Origin of the sequence: Microbispora sp. H10670, assembly GCF_014161385.1 — a bacterium.
Lineage (GTDB): Bacteria > Actinomycetota > Actinomycetes > Streptosporangiales > Streptosporangiaceae > Microbispora > Microbispora triticiradicis.
Genome location: NZ_JABBWW010000045.1, coordinates 22,789 through 37,627, shown reverse-complemented (window position 1 = coordinate 37,627; position 14,839 = coordinate 22,789). Strand labels below are relative to the sequence as shown.

Annotated in this window: 13 protein-coding genes; all 13 read left to right on the top strand. The window is 71.7% G+C overall.

What is annotated here, in order from left to right:
- Window positions 1–221 precede the first annotated feature (221 nt).
- Window positions 222–1,505: a bifunctional folylpolyglutamate synthase/dihydrofolate synthase gene (locus HHX33_RS33530; protein ID WP_396777275.1), complete on the top strand. Its 1,284-nt coding sequence runs from the start codon at window positions 222–224 to the stop codon at window positions 1,503–1,505.
- 5 nt (window positions 1,506–1,510) lie between these two features.
- Complete coding sequence (locus HHX33_RS33525) at window positions 1,511–1,861, top strand: DUF4233 domain-containing protein (RefSeq protein WP_244302526.1); 351 nt, start codon at window positions 1,511–1,513, stop codon at window positions 1,859–1,861.
- Between the two features lie 11 nt (window positions 1,862–1,872).
- The gene (locus tag HHX33_RS33520; RefSeq protein WP_182878074.1) at window positions 1,873–3,414 is read left to right on the top strand and encodes a hypothetical protein; all 1,542 of its coding nucleotides are present in this window, start codon (window positions 1,873–1,875) and stop codon (window positions 3,412–3,414) included.
- A 133-nt stretch (window positions 3,415–3,547) separates the two neighbouring features.
- Window positions 3,548–3,958 carry a nucleoside-diphosphate kinase gene (ndk, locus tag HHX33_RS33515; RefSeq protein ID WP_117408856.1) on the top strand — a complete coding sequence of 137 codons (411 nt, stop codon included), beginning with the start codon at window positions 3,548–3,550 and terminating at the stop codon, window positions 3,956–3,958.
- A gap of 219 nt (window positions 3,959–4,177) precedes the next feature.
- Window positions 4,178–5,209 (top strand): rod shape-determining protein, encoded by a 1,032-nt coding sequence (locus HHX33_RS33510; protein ID WP_182878073.1) that lies wholly within the window; start codon window positions 4,178–4,180, stop codon window positions 5,207–5,209.
- A gap of 9 nt (window positions 5,210–5,218) precedes the next feature.
- Entirely contained in the window at window positions 5,219–6,253 is a 1,035-nt protein-coding gene (gene mreC, locus HHX33_RS33505) for a rod shape-determining protein MreC (RefSeq protein ID WP_182878072.1), read from the top strand.
- 3 nt (window positions 6,254–6,256) lie between these two features.
- The gene (mreD, locus tag HHX33_RS33500) at window positions 6,257–6,775 is read left to right on the top strand and encodes a rod shape-determining protein MreD (protein ID WP_182878071.1); all 519 of its coding nucleotides are present in this window, start codon (window positions 6,257–6,259) and stop codon (window positions 6,773–6,775) included.
- Entirely contained in the window at window positions 6,772–8,829 is a 2,058-nt protein-coding gene (gene mrdA, locus HHX33_RS33495; protein WP_138463338.1) for a penicillin-binding protein 2, read from the top strand. The genes mreD and mrdA overlap by 4 nt, the downstream gene beginning before the upstream one ends.
- 10 nt (window positions 8,830–8,839) lie before the next feature.
- The gene (rodA, locus tag HHX33_RS33490; RefSeq protein WP_182878070.1) at window positions 8,840–10,012 is read left to right on the top strand and encodes a rod shape-determining protein RodA; all 1,173 of its coding nucleotides are present in this window, start codon (window positions 8,840–8,842) and stop codon (window positions 10,010–10,012) included.
- A gap of 183 nt (window positions 10,013–10,195) precedes the next feature.
- Complete coding sequence (locus tag HHX33_RS33485) at window positions 10,196–10,444, top strand: hypothetical protein (RefSeq protein WP_117408862.1); 249 nt, start codon at window positions 10,196–10,198, stop codon at window positions 10,442–10,444.
- Window positions 10,445–10,498: 54 nt separating this feature from the next.
- Window positions 10,499–11,938: a hypothetical protein gene (locus tag HHX33_RS33480; RefSeq protein ID WP_182878069.1), complete on the top strand. Its 1,440-nt coding sequence runs from the start codon at window positions 10,499–10,501 to the stop codon at window positions 11,936–11,938.
- Complete coding sequence (locus HHX33_RS33475; protein WP_182878068.1) at window positions 11,935–12,816, top strand: phosphotransferase family protein; 882 nt, start codon at window positions 11,935–11,937, stop codon at window positions 12,814–12,816. Before HHX33_RS33480 ends, HHX33_RS33475 begins: the two co-directional genes overlap by 4 nt.
- Before the next feature lie 71 nt (window positions 12,817–12,887).
- Window positions 12,888–14,810: a TIGR03960 family B12-binding radical SAM protein gene (locus HHX33_RS33470; RefSeq protein WP_182878067.1), complete on the top strand. Its 1,923-nt coding sequence runs from the start codon at window positions 12,888–12,890 to the stop codon at window positions 14,808–14,810.
- Window positions 14,811–14,839 lie beyond the last annotated feature (29 nt).

Below are 14,839 nucleotides of genomic sequence, written 5' to 3'. Positions count from 1 at the left end.
CCCGGAAGTTAAGCCTACCAGCGCCGATGGTACTGCACCGGGGACGGTGTGGGAGAGTAGGACGCCGCCGGACAATTTTTTGAGGGGGGTCATCCCGTATGGGATGACCCCCCTTTTTTTGTGCCCGGAACCCCGCACGAGCGATGGGTGTGACGTGAAGGGCGATGACGACGTCCCGTACGCTGAGGGTCGTGGAATATCGAGCCGTCGAGCAAGCGATCATGGCGCGGGGGGTGGAGTGGGATTTCGATCCCTCTCTCGATCGGATCGCCGCGCTGATGGAGATCCTCGGCGATCCCCAGAAGTCGTACAAGGTCGTTCACATCGCGGGGACCAACGGCAAGACGAGCACCGCGCGCATGACCGAGGCTCTGCTGCGCGAGCGCAACCTCCGGGTCGGCCGCTACACGAGCCCGCACCTGCAGTCGATGCGCGAGCGCATCTCCGTCGACGGTGAGCCCCTCTCGGAGGAGCGGTTCACGGAGGTGTACGAGGACATCGCGCCCTACCTGGAGATGATCGACGCCAGGGTGGGGAAGCTCAGCTTCTTCGAGGTGCTGACGGCGATGGCGTTCGCCGCGTTCGCCGACGCCCCCGTGGACGTCGCGGTCGTCGAGACCGGCATGGGCGGGACCTTCGACGCCACCAACGTCGCCGACGGCACCGTCGCGGTGATCACCCCGGTGGCGCTCGACCACACCGAGTACCTCGGCCCCGACATCGCCACGATCGCCGGCGAGAAGGCGGGGATCATCAAGCCCAAGGCGACCACGGTGCTGGCGCAGCAGGCGCTGCCCGCCGCCGAGGTGCTGATGCGGAGGGCCGCCGAGGTCGGCGCGGTCGTCGCCCGGGAAGGGCTGGAGTTCGGGGTACTGCACCGCGAACTGGCGATGGGCGGCCAGATGCTCCAGCTCAGGGGCCTCAAGGGTGTGTACGAGGACGTCTTCCTGCCGTTGTACGGCGCGCACCAGGCCGGCAACGCCGCCGGCGCCCTGGCCGCGGTGGAAGCGCTGACGGCCGGGGACGACCCGCTGGGCGACGAGGTCGTACGGCAGGGTTTCGCCCAGGTGAGCAGCCCGGGAAGGCTGGAGGTCGTCCGGCGCGGGCCCACCGTCCTGGTCGACGCGGCGCACAACCCCGCGGGCATGGAGGCGACGGTCGAGGCGCTGACCGAGGCGTTCGGCTTCACCCGGCTCGTGGCCGTGGTGGCGGTGATGGCCGACAAGGACGTGGAGACGATCCTGGACCTGCTCGAACCGGTGGCCGAGGAGATCGTGGTCACCCGCAACTCCTCCCCGCGCTCCCTGAGCCCCGACGACCTGGCGGTCCGCGCGCAGGCCGTCTTCGGCCCGGACCGCGTCCACATCGAGGACCGGCTGGACGACGCGATCGACACGGGCATCGGGCTGGCCGACCAGGGGGACGAACTGGGCTCCGGGGTCCTGATCACCGGGTCGGTGGTCACGGCCGGCGACGCCCGGGTCCTGCTGAAGGCCGCCAGGTGAGGGCGGTGAGCGGCGGCATGTTCGAGGTGACTCCCGGCATGCGGCGGCTCTGCGCGAGCGTTCTCGGCATGCAGGCGATCGTCGTGGCGCTGGTGACTCCCGTCGCGATCACCATCAACCACGTGTCCCCGCCGGTCGCGGTGACCGTCGGGCTCGGCCTGGCCGTCCTGTGCGTGCTGATCGCCGGCCAGCTGAAGCGGTCGTACGCCTACATCGCGGGCAGCGTGCTGCAGATCCTGACAATCGCCACAGGATTTCTGGTCCCGGCCATGTTCTTCCTCGGGGTGATCTTCGCTGCCCTGTGGATAACCGCCATCTTCGTCGCTCGCCGTGTCGAAGGGACGACGAAGCGCTAAAGTCGGCTTCCATGGCCGTCCCTCCCGTACCGCAGGCACGGGCCGCCGTGCCGGTCCGTGCCGTGCGCGTCCCCATGCTGGTCGACGTCGTCATCGGGCTGCTCACCGTGGTCGCCCTTCCCCTCGCGGTCGTCGCGATCCCGAACACGATCTCCATCGTGGCGGCGCTCCTGCCGCCGGGGGTCTCGCAGGTCGAGATGATCCGCGCGCACGGTCTCGCGCTGCCCGCCATGCTGGTGACCGTGCCCGTCGCCGCGGTGGCGGTGCGCAGATTCCGCGCGGCGCCGATTCTCGTCGCGGGGCTGACCCTGCTCGCGCTCGCGGACGCCGCGGGCGGATACACCGAGACGGTCACGCTCGTCGGCGTGCTGCGCGTGCTCCACGGAATCGGCGCGGGCATGCTCGTCCCGGCCACGCTCGCCGCGGTGGCCGAGCGTCCCCGTCACCGGGTGCTGCTGCCGATCTGGGCCGGGGCGCTCGCCGTGTCGCTGCTGTCGGCGCAGGCACTGGCGCTGTGGGCGATCCGGGACGTGTCCTCCTGGCGGGTCACCCTCCAGCCGTACCCGCTGCTCACCGGGGTCGCGCTGGCCCTCGCCGCGGTGTACCTCGTCCTGTGGATGGTCACCGGCGGCGCCGGCGCGGCCGAGGCGGAGGGCGAGCGGCAGGTGCTGCCCCTGCGGCGGCCCACCTCCGCCGAACGCGGCAGGCTCGCGCTGGCCGTCGTGCCCGCCGCGGCGATCGCGGCGCTGGGCGTGGGCGTCACCTTCGACTGGCCGCCCCTGCTGGTGGTCGCCGCTGCGGCGCTCGCGACGGTGGCGATGCTGGCCCTCGCGGCGTTCGGCGCCATCGAGGGACAGGGCGGCCGGACCCTCGCGCTCGTCAACGTGGCCGTCGGGCTGGTCGTGCTGCCGACCGCCGCGCAGATGACCTACATCGAGCTCGGCGGCCCGCTGGGTGGTCCCGGGTTGCTGGGGCTGTGGGTGCCGTTCCTGGTGGCCGGGCTGGCCGCGCTCGCGGCGGCCGTCCTGGCGGGGAGGGCGCCGGAGACGTCCGCCACGCGGATGACCGCTGTCGGTCTCGCCGCCGTGGTCGGCGGGATGTGCGCCGTCAGGCTTCTCGTCCCCGCGCCCTCCGGCACGCCGCTGGTGGTGCCGTTCGTCCTGCTGGCCGCCGGGGCGGCGGTGGCGCTGGTCGGCGCGTTCCGGCTGGCGGGCCTCGGCTCCGCGCTGCTGGGCCTGTCGCTGTGCTTCCCCGCCGTGCTCGCCGGCTTCCTGCTCGGCACCGGCATCCAGGTCAACCGGCTGCGCGAGGCCGCCGGGTCCGCGCTGGCCGGCCGGGACGGGGGGAACGCGCTCGTGAAGGGGTTCGTCGACGCGCTGCACATGTGGGCGCTGGTCGGCGGCTTCGTCGTGGTCGGGGTGATCGTGCTCTCGTCGGTCCTGGCGCGGCGGAGCGCCGCCGCCGCGTCCGCCGGTCAGGTGGTGATCCCCCTGCCGACGCCCTCGCCCGAGGGGGACGACCCCGGACCGCAGGAGCCGGACACCGTGCGCTGACCACGCCGGGTGAGCGGAGTGGCGCACCTGGACCGGTAAGCTGCCGTTGCGTTGGAGCTCCCGGGCGTGCCCGAGAACCGGCGGGTCGGACGCCACGTGAGCGTCACCCACGACGACAATAGGAGAGAAGACCGTGTCCGAGCGTACGCTTGTCCTGATCAAGCCCGACGGGGTCCGTCGCGGCCTCGTCGGGGACGTCATCGGCCGCATCGAGCGCAAGGGCCTCAAGATCGTGGCGATGGACCTGCGCACGCTCGACGCCGAGACGGCCAAGGCCCACTACGCCGAGCACTCCGAGCGCCCGTTCTTCGGCGAGCTGGTGGAGTTCATCACCGGCGGCCCGCTCGTCGCGATGGTGCTGGAGGGCCCGCGGGCCGTCGAGGCGTTCCGCGCGCTGGCCGGGCTCACCGACCCCGTGAAGTCCGCGCCCGGCACCATCCGCGGCGACCACGCGCTGGAGATCGGCGAGAACGTCGTCCACGGCTCCGATTCGCCGGAGTCCGCGGCCCGGGAGACCAAGATTTTCTTTCCCGACCGTTTCTAGTCCTTGCCCCACGAGAGGCCCCGGTTTAAACCGGGGCCTCTCGTGTTTTCCCAGGTGGTGATCGAGCTTAGACCGGAGCAGGCCGGTTTTTCCGGGGGCTTGGGAGCTCGATGTGCCCAGTGATGAGCACGTGCGGTTACGATTCGAATGCGATGCGTCATCCCGCACTCCCGCTGAACCCGGTAACCGCTCACCACCTGAAGGAAGGCTTCCTTCCGCATGGGCAGCAAGCTGACATTCCTGGGCCGTGACATGGCTGTCGACCTTGGCACGGCGAACACTCTCGTCTACGTCCGAGGGCGCGGCATCGTCCTGAACGAGCCGTCCGTCGTCGCCATCAACGTCACGACCGGCAAGATCGTGGCAGTTGGGATCGAAGCGAAGCGGATGATCGGGCGGACGCCCGGAAACATCGTCGCGATCCGGCCCCTGAGGGACGGGGTCATCGCCGATTTCGATGTGACCGAGCGGATGCTGCGGTACTTCATCCAGAAAATCCACAAACGCCGGCACTTCGTGCGCCCGCGCATCATCGTGGCCGTACCCAGTGGCATCACCGCGGTCGAGCAGCGCGCGGTGAAGGAGGCGGGCTACCAGGCCGGCGCCCGCCGTGTGTACATCATCGAGGAGCCGATGGCGGCGGCGATCGGGGCCGGTCTGCCGGTGCACGAGCCGACCGGGAACATGGTCGTCGACATCGGCGGCGGCACCACCGAGGTGGCCATCATCTCGATGGGCGGCATCGTGACGAGCCAGTCGATCCGCGTCGGGGGCGACGAGCTCGACCAGGCGGTCATCTCCTTCGCCAAGAAGGAGTACTCCCTGATGCTGGGGGAGCGCACGGCGGAGGAGGTCAAGATCGCGGTGGGTTCCGCCTGCGCCACGGGTGAGGACTTCCACGCCGAGGTGCGGGGCCGCGACCTGGTCACCGGCCTGCCGAAGACCGTCGTCATCAGCGCCGAGGAGATCCGCCGGGCCATCTCCGAGCCGGTCAACACGATCGTCGACGCGGTGAAGTCCACGCTCGACAAGTGCCCGCCCGAGCTGTCGGGAGATCTCATGGACCGGGGGATCGCCGTGGCCGGTGGCGGCGCCCTGCTGCGCGGCATGATCGACCGGCTGCGCGAGGAGACCGGGATGCCGGTCCACCTCGCCGAGAACGCGCTCGACTCCGTCGCGCTGGGCTCCGGGAAGTGCGTGGAGGACTTTGAAGCCCTCCAGCAGGTGCTCGTGCCGGAGCCCCGCAGCTAAGGAGCGGTCATGAGAGACACCCGCCGCGCCCGACTCATGCTCGGCCTCCTTCTCGCCGTCGCGCTGATCCTGATCACCGTGGACAACCGGGCCGGGAGCGACCGCGTCCTCGGCCCGGTGCGCGGCTTCGCGGGGGCGGTGTTCGGGAAGGTCGAGCGCGTCGGCGCCGCCGTGACCGGGCCCATCACCGGCTTCGTCGGCATGCTGCGCGACGCGCCGTCCGCCCGCCGCGTGATCGGCGACCTGCGCAAGGAGAACGCGCGGCTGCGGGACGAGGTCTCCGCGCAGCGGCTCGACCGGGCGCGGTCCGACAAGCTGGACCACATGCTCGGGCTGGCGGGTCTCGGTCGCTACCGGATCGTGCCGGCCCAGGTCGTCGCGCGGCGCACCGTGGCCGGGTTCGAGGACACGGTCGAGATCGACGTGGGGGCGGCCGACGGGATCCGGGCCGACATGACCGTGCTGAGCGACCAGGGGCTGGTCGGCAGGGTCATCCAGGCCGGCCCGGCCAGCTCGACGGTCGCGCTGCTGACCGATCCCGCCCTGTCGGCGGGGGCCCGGCTGGAGGGCGGCAACGAACTCGGTGTCGTGAACGGGCTGGGCGAGGCGGGCGGCGGCGGCAACCTGATCAAGTTCCGGCTGCTCGACTCCACCGTGCCGATCGGAGTGGGGCGGCGGATCGTGTCGTTCGGCTCCCAGCGGAGCCTGCCGTACGTGCCCGGCGTGCCGATCGGGGTCGTCGAGCGGATCGACAACACCCCGGGCGAGGTCACCAGGACCGCCTACGCGCGGCCCTTCACCGACTTCTCCGCGCTGGACGTCGTCGGGGTCGTGGTCGCGGCGCCGAAGCGGGACCCCCGCGACTCCGTGCTTCCGCCGGTGCCGCCGCCGCCGAAGCCGCGCGACGAACGGCGGCCCGGCGAGCACAGGACCGGTCAGAGGTCGCTGGAGGAGGGGTTCGGACTCCGGCGGCCGGCGCCACCGCGTAACGAGCGGGCCCGCGAGGGTGTGGCGGCCGGCGAGGGCCGCGGCGGGAGGAACTGAACGATGCTCCGCAACGTCACCCCTGCGCTGCTGCTCTTCGCCGTCCTGGTGCTGCAGGTCGTCCTGGTGAACCGGCTGCTGTTCACGTGGGCGCCGGACCTGGTGCTCCTGACGGTCGCCGTGCTCGCGACCAGGCGCGGGCCCCTGCAGGGCGCGGTGATCGGCTTCTGCGGCGGGCTCGCCTACGACCTGCTGCCGCCCGCCAACCACACGCTGGGCCAGTACGCGCTGGTCCTGTGCTTCCTGGGCTACGCGGCCGGTCGTGCGGGCGACCGCCTGCCGCTGCTCGTGATGGCGGGCTGCGCCGTGCTCGCGCCCGGCATGGTGGCCGGTCTGGGCGCGCTGCTCGGCGCGCCGGGGGTCACCTGGGGCGTGCTGGCGACGGCGTGGCCCCGGGCGGCCGTCTGCAATCTCGTGGCCGCTCCACTGGTGCTGTGGGCGGTCAACGCCCTGTATGGCGGCCACCGCAGACGCGCGGGCCGTACGGAGCTCGTTCCGGGTTATAGACGGGGGGCGGCATGACACGGTTGCGCGGGCGGCTGATCGTCCTGCAGGTGATGGTCATCGCCATGATCGTCGTGCTCGTCGTCCGGCTGTGGCAGGTCCAGGTGGTGCAGGGATCGCGGTTCGTCACGGTCGCGACGGAGACGCGCACCCGCGAGGTGCGGGTGCCCGCCCTGCGGGGGGCGATCCTCGACTCCTCGGGCCGTCCGCTGGTGCGCAACCGCACGACGCTGGTGGTCTCGGTGGACCGCGGCCGGCTGGAGCGCATGCCGGACGGCGGCGACGCGGTGCTGCGGCGGCTGTCCGGCGTGCTGAAGGTGCCGCTGCCGAAGCTGAAGATGGAGATCCGCGCGTGCGGCCCCGGCGTCAGCCGCCCGTGCTGGCCCGGCTCGCCGTACACGCCGATCCCGGTGGCGACGAACGTCAACCCCCGGGCGGCGCTGCAGATCCTGGAGCGCCAGGAGGACTTCCCGGGCGTGACCGCCGACATCCAGGCGATGCGCGACTACCCGAACGGCAGGGACGCCGCCCAGCTTCTCGGCTACCTGCAGCCGGTGACGCAGAGCGAGCTGGAGAAGCGCGAGGGTCTCAAGGCCAACTACTCGGGCGTCGACCTCACCGGCCGCGACGGGCTGGAGCGGACCTACGACGCCGCGCTGCGCGGCACGGCGGGCCTGCGCGCCGTCCAGGTCGACCGGATGGGCAAGGTCATCACGGTCGACCAGCAGTCCGATCCGGTGCCCGGCGACGTCCTGGTGACCAGCATCGACGCCAAGGTGCAGCGGATCGTGGAGAAGTCGCTCGACCAGGCCATGCAGGAGATCCCGAACTCCGACGGCGCGGCGGGCGTGGTGCTCGACGTGAAGACCGGCCGGGTGATCGCGATGGCGAGCCGGCCCAACTACGACCCCAGGGTCTGGACGGGCGGCATCACCGAGAAGGACTACCGGCGCCTCCTGTCCGACAAGTCGGGCAAGCCGCTGGTGTCGCGGGCGATCGCGGGCGAGTACGCCCCCGGTTCGACGTTCAAGATCAGCTCGGCCTCCGCCATGATCGCCGACGGGGAGCCGCTGCACGGCACCTACCAGTGCCCCGGCGCCTACACCGTCGAGGGCAGGTCGTACCCGAACGCGGGCGGCATGAGCCTCGGCGCGATCTCGCTGCACGAGGCGCTGGTGAAGTCGTGCGACACCGTCTTCTACAAGTCCGGATACGAGGAGTGGCTGCGCGACGGCGGCAAGACGCCCAAGTCCAAGGTCAAGGAGCCGATGCCGAACATGGCCAAGGCGTACGGCTTCGGCCGCCGCACCGGCATCGACCTGCCCGGCGAGTCGCCCGGCCGCATCCCCACCCGCGCGTGGAAGCGTGACCTCTACAACTCCACCAGGGCCGAGATGTGCAGGCGGGCCAAGATCGGCTATCCGGAGATGAAGAACGAGAGCCGCGCCGCCTTCGCCAAGCGGCTGGCCAACGAGAACTGCCTGGAGGGCATGATCTTCCACGCGTACGAGGCGGTGAACCTGTCCATCGGCCAGGGCGACGTCCTCGTCACGCCGCTCCAGCTCGCCCGGGCGTACGCCGCGCTCGTCGGGGACGGCAACGTCCGCAGCCCCCGGCTGGGCTGGGCGCTCATGCGGCCCGACGGCACGCTGCACAAGGAGATCCCGGTGCCGGTGGAGTATCACCTGCCGGTCAGTGACGAGACCCGCACCTACATCCGCAAGGCGCTCAGCGAGGTGCCGTCGGACGGCACCGCGGCCGGCGCGTTCCGCGGGTTCCCGCTGAACATCGTGAAGATCGGCGGCAAGACCGGCACGGCGGAGGTCTACGGCAAGGAGGACACCTCGTGGTTCGCCTCCTTCGCGCCCGCCGACAACCCGCGGCTGGTCACGGTGGTCATGGTGGCGCAGGGCGGTTTCGGCGCCTCGACCGCCGCGCCCGCCGTACGGCGGATCTGGGAGGGCATCTTCGGTCTCGGCAAGGGGGACAACGGCAAGCCGGTGCAGCCGGCGCTCCCCGACGGCAAACCGGTCACGCGGCTGCCGGCCATCAGCCGCGACGGGACCCAGTGAGGCGCCTGCCATGACCGAGGCCATGAGAGTGGGACGCGGGTCGCTGGCGCGGCGGGCGATCGGCCGCGGCGCGGTCGTCTGGCGGATGGACTGGCTCCTCCTCGGCGCTGTCCTCGCGCTCAGCGTCGTGGGCACGCTGCTGGTGTGGTCGTCGACCAGGACCTGGTCGTCCATCGAGCCGACCGCGATGGCCAAGAAGCACGTGATCAACCTGCTCATCGGGCTGGCCCTCTACAGCGCCGTCGCCGTGAGCGACTACCGGTGGCTCCGCACGTACGCGCCGGTCCTGTACGCCGTGGCGCTCCTGGGGCTGGTGCTCGTGCTGACCCCGATGGGCTCCACGATCAACGGGCACCACTCCTGGATCATGGTCGGCGGCGGCTTCGCGGTACAGCCGGACGAGCTGGCCAAGCCGGTGCTCGTGCTGATGCTCGCGCGGCTGCTCGCGCGGCCGTCCGAACGGGACAAGGACCGGCCGCGGGCCCTGAACGTCGCGCTCTGCATCGCGCTGACCGGCGTGGCAGCGGGACTGATCATGCTCGAACCCGACCTCGGCACGACGATGGTGCTCGCGACGATCACCGGTGCGATCATCGTGCTCTCCGGGGTGCGCAAGCGCTGGGTGGTCGCCGGGATCCTGCTGGCGGCGCTCGCCGGGGCCGCGGTGTGGTCGCTGGGGCTGCTCAAGCCATACCAGGTGGCGCGGTTCACCGCGCTGCTCGATCCGTCGACCGACCCTCGCGGCGTGGGCTACAACAGCAGGCAGGCCCTGGTGGCGATCGGGTCGGGCGAGTTGTTCGGCAAGGGGCTGTTCCACGGCGGGCAGACCACCGGCCGCTTCGTGCCCGAGCAGCACACCGACTTCATCTTCACCGTCGCGGGGGAGGAACTCGGCTTCGTCGGGTCCGTCGCCGTGGTGGCGCTGCTCGGCGTGATCCTGCTGCGCGGCGCCCGGATCGCCCGGATGTGCAACGACCGGTTCAGCGCGCTCGTCGCGGGCGGGATCGTCGCGTGGCTCGCCTTCCAGACCCTCGTCAACGTCGGCATGACCATCGGCATCATGCCGATCACCGGCGTGCCGCTGCCGTTCGTGTCCTACGGCGGCACCGCGACGTTCGCGAACATGACGGCGGTGGCCGTCCTCCAGGCGATCCACCTCAGGTCGCGGCCCTTCTCCTCGTGACGCCTCCCGACGCCTCCCGATGCCTCCTGATGCCTCCTGATGTCTCCTGATGTCGTCGTGACACTCCCATGAGAGCGGTTCGCAGGGTGGCGGATCCCCGCTCTCACTGGCGTCCGCACGGCGCGGCGAACAGTATGGGAACGGAACAGGTTCGGGGGCTGAACGAACCATTACGGAGGAACGGTGACTCCGGACGACGAGGCGCGGGACCGCCAGCGTGCCCTTGAACTGCTGCGCAGGGCCTTTCCCGACTACCGGATCGTGTACGGCGGCGGCCGGTGGGCCGCCGCGGCGGCGGGCGACCCGCCGACGGTGTGGTTCGCCGAGACGCCGGCGAGCCTGTGCGGACAGCTCTTCACGGCGCAGTTGCGCAGCGGCGGGACCATCGCGCCCCTCCGGGTGGAGGAGAGCGACTCGCAGTGCGCGAGGTGACCGGTTCGTGACATCGACACCGTTAGCGTGCGGTTGTCACCACTGGGAGAGCCGATGACGACACCCTCACGCGGCGGGGACCGGTCCGCCATCCAGATCGCCGGCGGCATCCGCGAGCGCACCCTCGCCGCTCTCGGGGACCCGCCCACGACCGCGGTCTTCCACCAGATCGCCGAGGAGATCCATCTCTGCTGCCCGCGGCTGTCGCGCTTCAAGTGCGTGCGGCTGGCGTACGGGTGGACGGTCGAGGAGGCGATCGAGCGCTTCCACGCGATGTGCGACCGCGAGCAGATCAAGCGCAGGGGGCTGACCGAGCGGTCCTGGCGGGAGTGGGAGGCCGGGGCCCGGCCCGACCGCGACTACACCGACCTGCTGTGCCGGCTGTTCGAGACCGGGCCGGTGCAGCTCGGGTTCGCCCGCGACTACACGCCCGAGGAGCTGCGCCGCCCGGACGGTGGATGGCAGCGCGGGACGGCCCCGGACCTGGTCACCGCCGCCGCCCGCGAGGCAAGTGAGCACGCCGAGCGGGCCGAGACGAGTGAGGTCGGCGACAGCGCGCTGGAGCGGCTGCGCACACAGGTGATCTGGCTGTCGCGGCGGTACGTCTGGGAGTCGCCGCTGCCGCTGTTCGTCGAGATGCGGGCGCTGCAGGAGCAGGCCCGGCGGGCGCTGGAACGGCGCGTCCATCCCGCCCAGGCCGGTGAGCTGTACTTCCTGGCGGGCACGCTGTGCGGGCTCATGGCCAACGCCAGCATGGACATGGGCCGCCGGATGCCCGCCGACACCCTCGCCCGCGCCGCCTGGACGTACGGCAGGATCGCCGGGCACCAGTCGCTGATGGGATGGGCGCGCGGCATGCAGGCGTCGGTGGCGCTGTGGGACCGGCGCTACGAGGACGCGGCGGGCTACGCGGAGGCCGGCCTGACCCACCTGCCGAGGGGACAGGGCGGCGCCCGCCTGCACATGCTGCGCGCCCGCGCCGGCGCCATGCTCGGCTGGACCCGCGAGGCCGAGGACGACCTGCTCAGGGCGGCCGACGCCCGCGAGCCGGGAGCGGGGGACGAACTGCACGACGGCTTCGCCGGCGAGTTCGCCTTCCGGCCCGCCAAGCACGCCTACTACTCGGCCGTCGCGTACCTCCACCTCGGCCGGCCGGACCGCGCGATCGACCAGGCGCGCGCGGCGCTCGACCTGTACGCGCGGGAGGACCGGCAGAACAGGTCGTACGGCTGCGAGGCGATGGCCGCGGCCCACCTCGCCGCCGCGCATCTGATGGAGGACGATCCCGCCGGGGCGGAGCGGGCCATGGCGCCGCTGTTCGACCTGCCGCCCGAGCGCCGGATCGACAGCCTGGCCGAGACCCTGCAGGCCGCCCGGCCACGGGTGGGCGGCTCGCTCGCCGACCGGCTGGAGGCGTTCTGCGCGTCCGGCCTGCCCCAGTCGGCGGCCCGCGCGCTGCCGGAGGCACCTGTGCACGAAGGAGGCGTGGGATGACCGTCTCCACCGTCGCGGGCACCCCGCCCGCCCTCGCGGAGGCCTGCCGCATGGCGGGGCTCGACGCGTCCGGCGCCCGGCTGCTGCGCAGCTTCGCCAACGTCGTCTACCACCTGCCGGGCGAGGGGGTGGTCGTCCGCCTCGCCGAGTCGGGCGCCCCCGGCAAGTACGACCGCCTGGTCACCTCGCTCAAGGTCACGAGGTGGCTGCACGAGCAGGGCTTCCCGGTCACGCTGCCGCTCGACGTGCGCCAGCCCCTCGCGGTGGAGGGCTGCCTGGCGACCTTCTGGCTCTACGAGGACGGCGCGGGCGACGGCGACCCGGTCCCGCTCGGCCTCCTGCTGCGCCGCCTGCACTCCCTGCCGCCCGTGCCGTTCGAGCTGCCGACCTTCGACCCCTTCGGCCGCGTGCGGCGGGCCGTGCACGCCAGCCGCGTGCTGGACGACGAGGAACGGGAGTGGCTGCTCGCGCGGTGCGGGGCGCTGGAGGAGGCGTACTACGAACGGGTCGAGTTCACGCTGCCGTACGGGCTGGTCCACGGCGACGCGCACCGGGGCAACCTGATCCGCACCCGGGACCGGCTGCTGCTGTGCGACTGGGACTCGGCCGGCGCCGGGCCGCGCGAGATCGACCTGGTGCCCACGCTGCAGGGCGCGCGGTTCGGCGTGTCCGACGCCCAGCGGGACGGCTTCGCCCGTGCCTACGGCTGTGACATCCGGGAGTGGCCGGGATATCCGGTGCTGCGCGACATCCGGGAGCTCCAGACGCTGACGGCCGCCCTGCGCATCGGGCACCGGGACGCGGCCGCGCACGCGGAGCTGCGTCACCGCCTGGCCTCGCTGCGTGCCGGGGACGGCCGGCTGTGGCATCCCTTCTGACCCCTCCTGGAGCCCCACGAGGGGTGGCAAGATCCGCAGGGGCCACTCCCGGAAGCCGATACCCTGGAGTCATGTCTGTCGAGTCGTTGTTTCCCCGCCTGGAGCCGCTGCTGCCGAAGGTGCAGAAGCCGATCCAGTACGTCGGGGGCGAGCTGAACTCGACGGTCAAGGACTGGGACGAGGCGACCGTCCGGTGGGCCCTCATGTACCCGGACGCCTACGAGGTCGGCCTGCCCAACCAGGGGGTGCAGATCCTCTACGAGATCCTCAACGAGCTGCCCGAGACGCTGGCCGAGCGCACCTACGCGGTGTGGCCCGACCTCGAGGCGCTCATGCGGTCCGAGGGCGTCCCGCAGTTCACCGTGGACGGCCACCGGCCGGTTCGCGCGTTCGACGTCCTCGGGGTGTCGTTCGCCACCGAGCTCGGCTACACGAACCTGCTCACCGCGCTCGACCTGGCGGGGATCCCGCTGGAGGCGGTGGACCGCACCGACGAGGATCCGATCGTGCTGGCGGGCGGCCACGCCGCCTTCAACCCGGAGCCCATCGCCGCCTTCCTCGACGCCGCCGTTCTCGGCGACGGCGAGCAGATCGCCATCGCGATCTCCGAGGTGCTGCGCGAGTGGAAGTCCGAGGGCTGCCCCGGCGGCCGTGACGAACTGCTGATGCGCCTCGCCTCCACGGGCGGGGTGTACGTCCCGAAGTTCTATGACGTCGAGTACCACCCGGACGGCCGTATCATGCGGGTCGTCCCCAACCGCGACGGTGTGCCGTCGCGCGTCTTCAAGCACACGGTCATGGACCTCGACGAGTGGCCGTACCCGAAGAAACCGCTGGTCCCGCTGGCCGAGACCGTGCACGAGCGGTTCAGTGTCGAGATCTTCCGGGGCTGCACCCGGGGCTGCCGCTTCTGCCAGGCGGGGATGATCACCCGTCCGGTCCGGGAGCGGTCGATCACCACGGTCGGCGACATGGTCGAGGCGGGGATCAAGGAGTCCGGCTTCAGCGAGGTCGGGCTGCTGTCGCTGTCCAGCGCGGACCACTCCGAGATCGCCGACATCACCAAGGGCCTCGCCGACCGTTACGACGGCAGCCAGATCGGGCTGTCCCTGCCCTCCACCCGGGTCGACGCGTTCAACATCGACCTCGCCAACGAGCTGTCCAGGAACGGCCGCCGGTCCGGGCTCACGTTCGCGCCGGAGGGCGGGTCCGAGCGGATGCGCAAGGTGATCAACAAGATGGTCACCGAGGAGGACCTGATCCGCACGGTCACCACCGCCTACTCCAACGGCTGGCGGCAGGTGAAGCTCTACTTCATGTGCGGGCTGCCGACGGAGGAGGACGTGGACGTCCTCGGCATCGCCGACCTGGCCAAGAAGGTCATCAGGGCGGGCCGGGAGGCGACCGGCTCGCGGGACGTCCGCTGCACGGTCTCCATCGGCGGGTTCGTGCCCAAGCCGCACACGCCGTTCCAGTGGGCCGCCCAGTGCGACCACGAGACGGTGGACCGCCGGCTGCGGGCGCTGCGCGAGGCCCTGCGCTCCGACAAGGAGTACGGCAGGGCCATCGGCTACCGCTACCACGACGGCAAGCCCTCGATCGTGGAGGGGCTGCTGTCGCGGGGCGACCGCCGCGTGGGCAGGGTCATCCGGGCCGTCTGGGAGGACGGCGGCCGGTTCGACGGCTGGAGCGAGCACTTCTCGTTCGAGCGGTGGATGGCCGCGGCCGAGCGGGCCCTGGAGGGCGAGCCGGTGAACGTGGACTGGTACACCATCCGCGAGCGGGACGAGCACGAGGTACTCCCCTGGGACCACCTCGACGCCGGTCTCGACCGCGAGTGGCTGTGGCAGGACTGGCAGGACGCGCTGGGCGACGTGGAGGTCGAGGACTGCCGCTGGACGCCCTGCTACGACTGCGGCGTCTGCCCGACGATGGGGACGGAGATCCAGGTCGGCCCGACCGGCAGGAAGCTCCTGCCCCTCACGGTGATCTGACGCCCCGACAAGACGACTGACCGATACCG

What these genes read in the sequence shown, in the direction of transcription:
- mrdA (WP_138463338.1), top strand. Translation starts at nt 6,772, where the DNA reads ATGACACGGTTGCGCGGGCGGCTGATCGTCCTGCAGGTGATGGTCATC.
- HHX33_RS33470 (WP_182878067.1), top strand. Translation starts at nt 12,888, where the DNA reads ATGTCTGTCGAGTCGTTGTTTCCCCGCCTGGAGCCGCTGCTGCCGAAG.
- HHX33_RS33480 (WP_182878069.1), top strand. Translation starts at nt 10,499, where the DNA reads ATGACGACACCCTCACGCGGCGGGGACCGGTCCGCCATCCAGATCGCC.
- HHX33_RS33510 (WP_182878073.1), top strand. Translation starts at nt 4,178, where the DNA reads ATGGGCAGCAAGCTGACATTCCTGGGCCGTGACATGGCTGTCGACCTT.
- mreD (WP_182878071.1), top strand. Translation starts at nt 6,257, where the DNA reads ATGCTCCGCAACGTCACCCCTGCGCTGCTGCTCTTCGCCGTCCTGGTG.
- HHX33_RS33530 (WP_396777275.1), top strand. Translation starts at nt 222, where the DNA reads ATGGCGCGGGGGGTGGAGTGGGATTTCGATCCCTCTCTCGATCGGATC.
- rodA (WP_182878070.1), top strand. Translation starts at nt 8,840, where the DNA reads ATGACCGAGGCCATGAGAGTGGGACGCGGGTCGCTGGCGCGGCGGGCG.
- HHX33_RS33520 (WP_182878074.1), top strand. Translation starts at nt 1,873, where the DNA reads ATGGCCGTCCCTCCCGTACCGCAGGCACGGGCCGCCGTGCCGGTCCGT.
- HHX33_RS33475 (WP_182878068.1), top strand. Translation starts at nt 11,935, where the DNA reads ATGACCGTCTCCACCGTCGCGGGCACCCCGCCCGCCCTCGCGGAGGCC.
- mreC (WP_182878072.1), top strand. Translation starts at nt 5,219, where the DNA reads ATGAGAGACACCCGCCGCGCCCGACTCATGCTCGGCCTCCTTCTCGCC.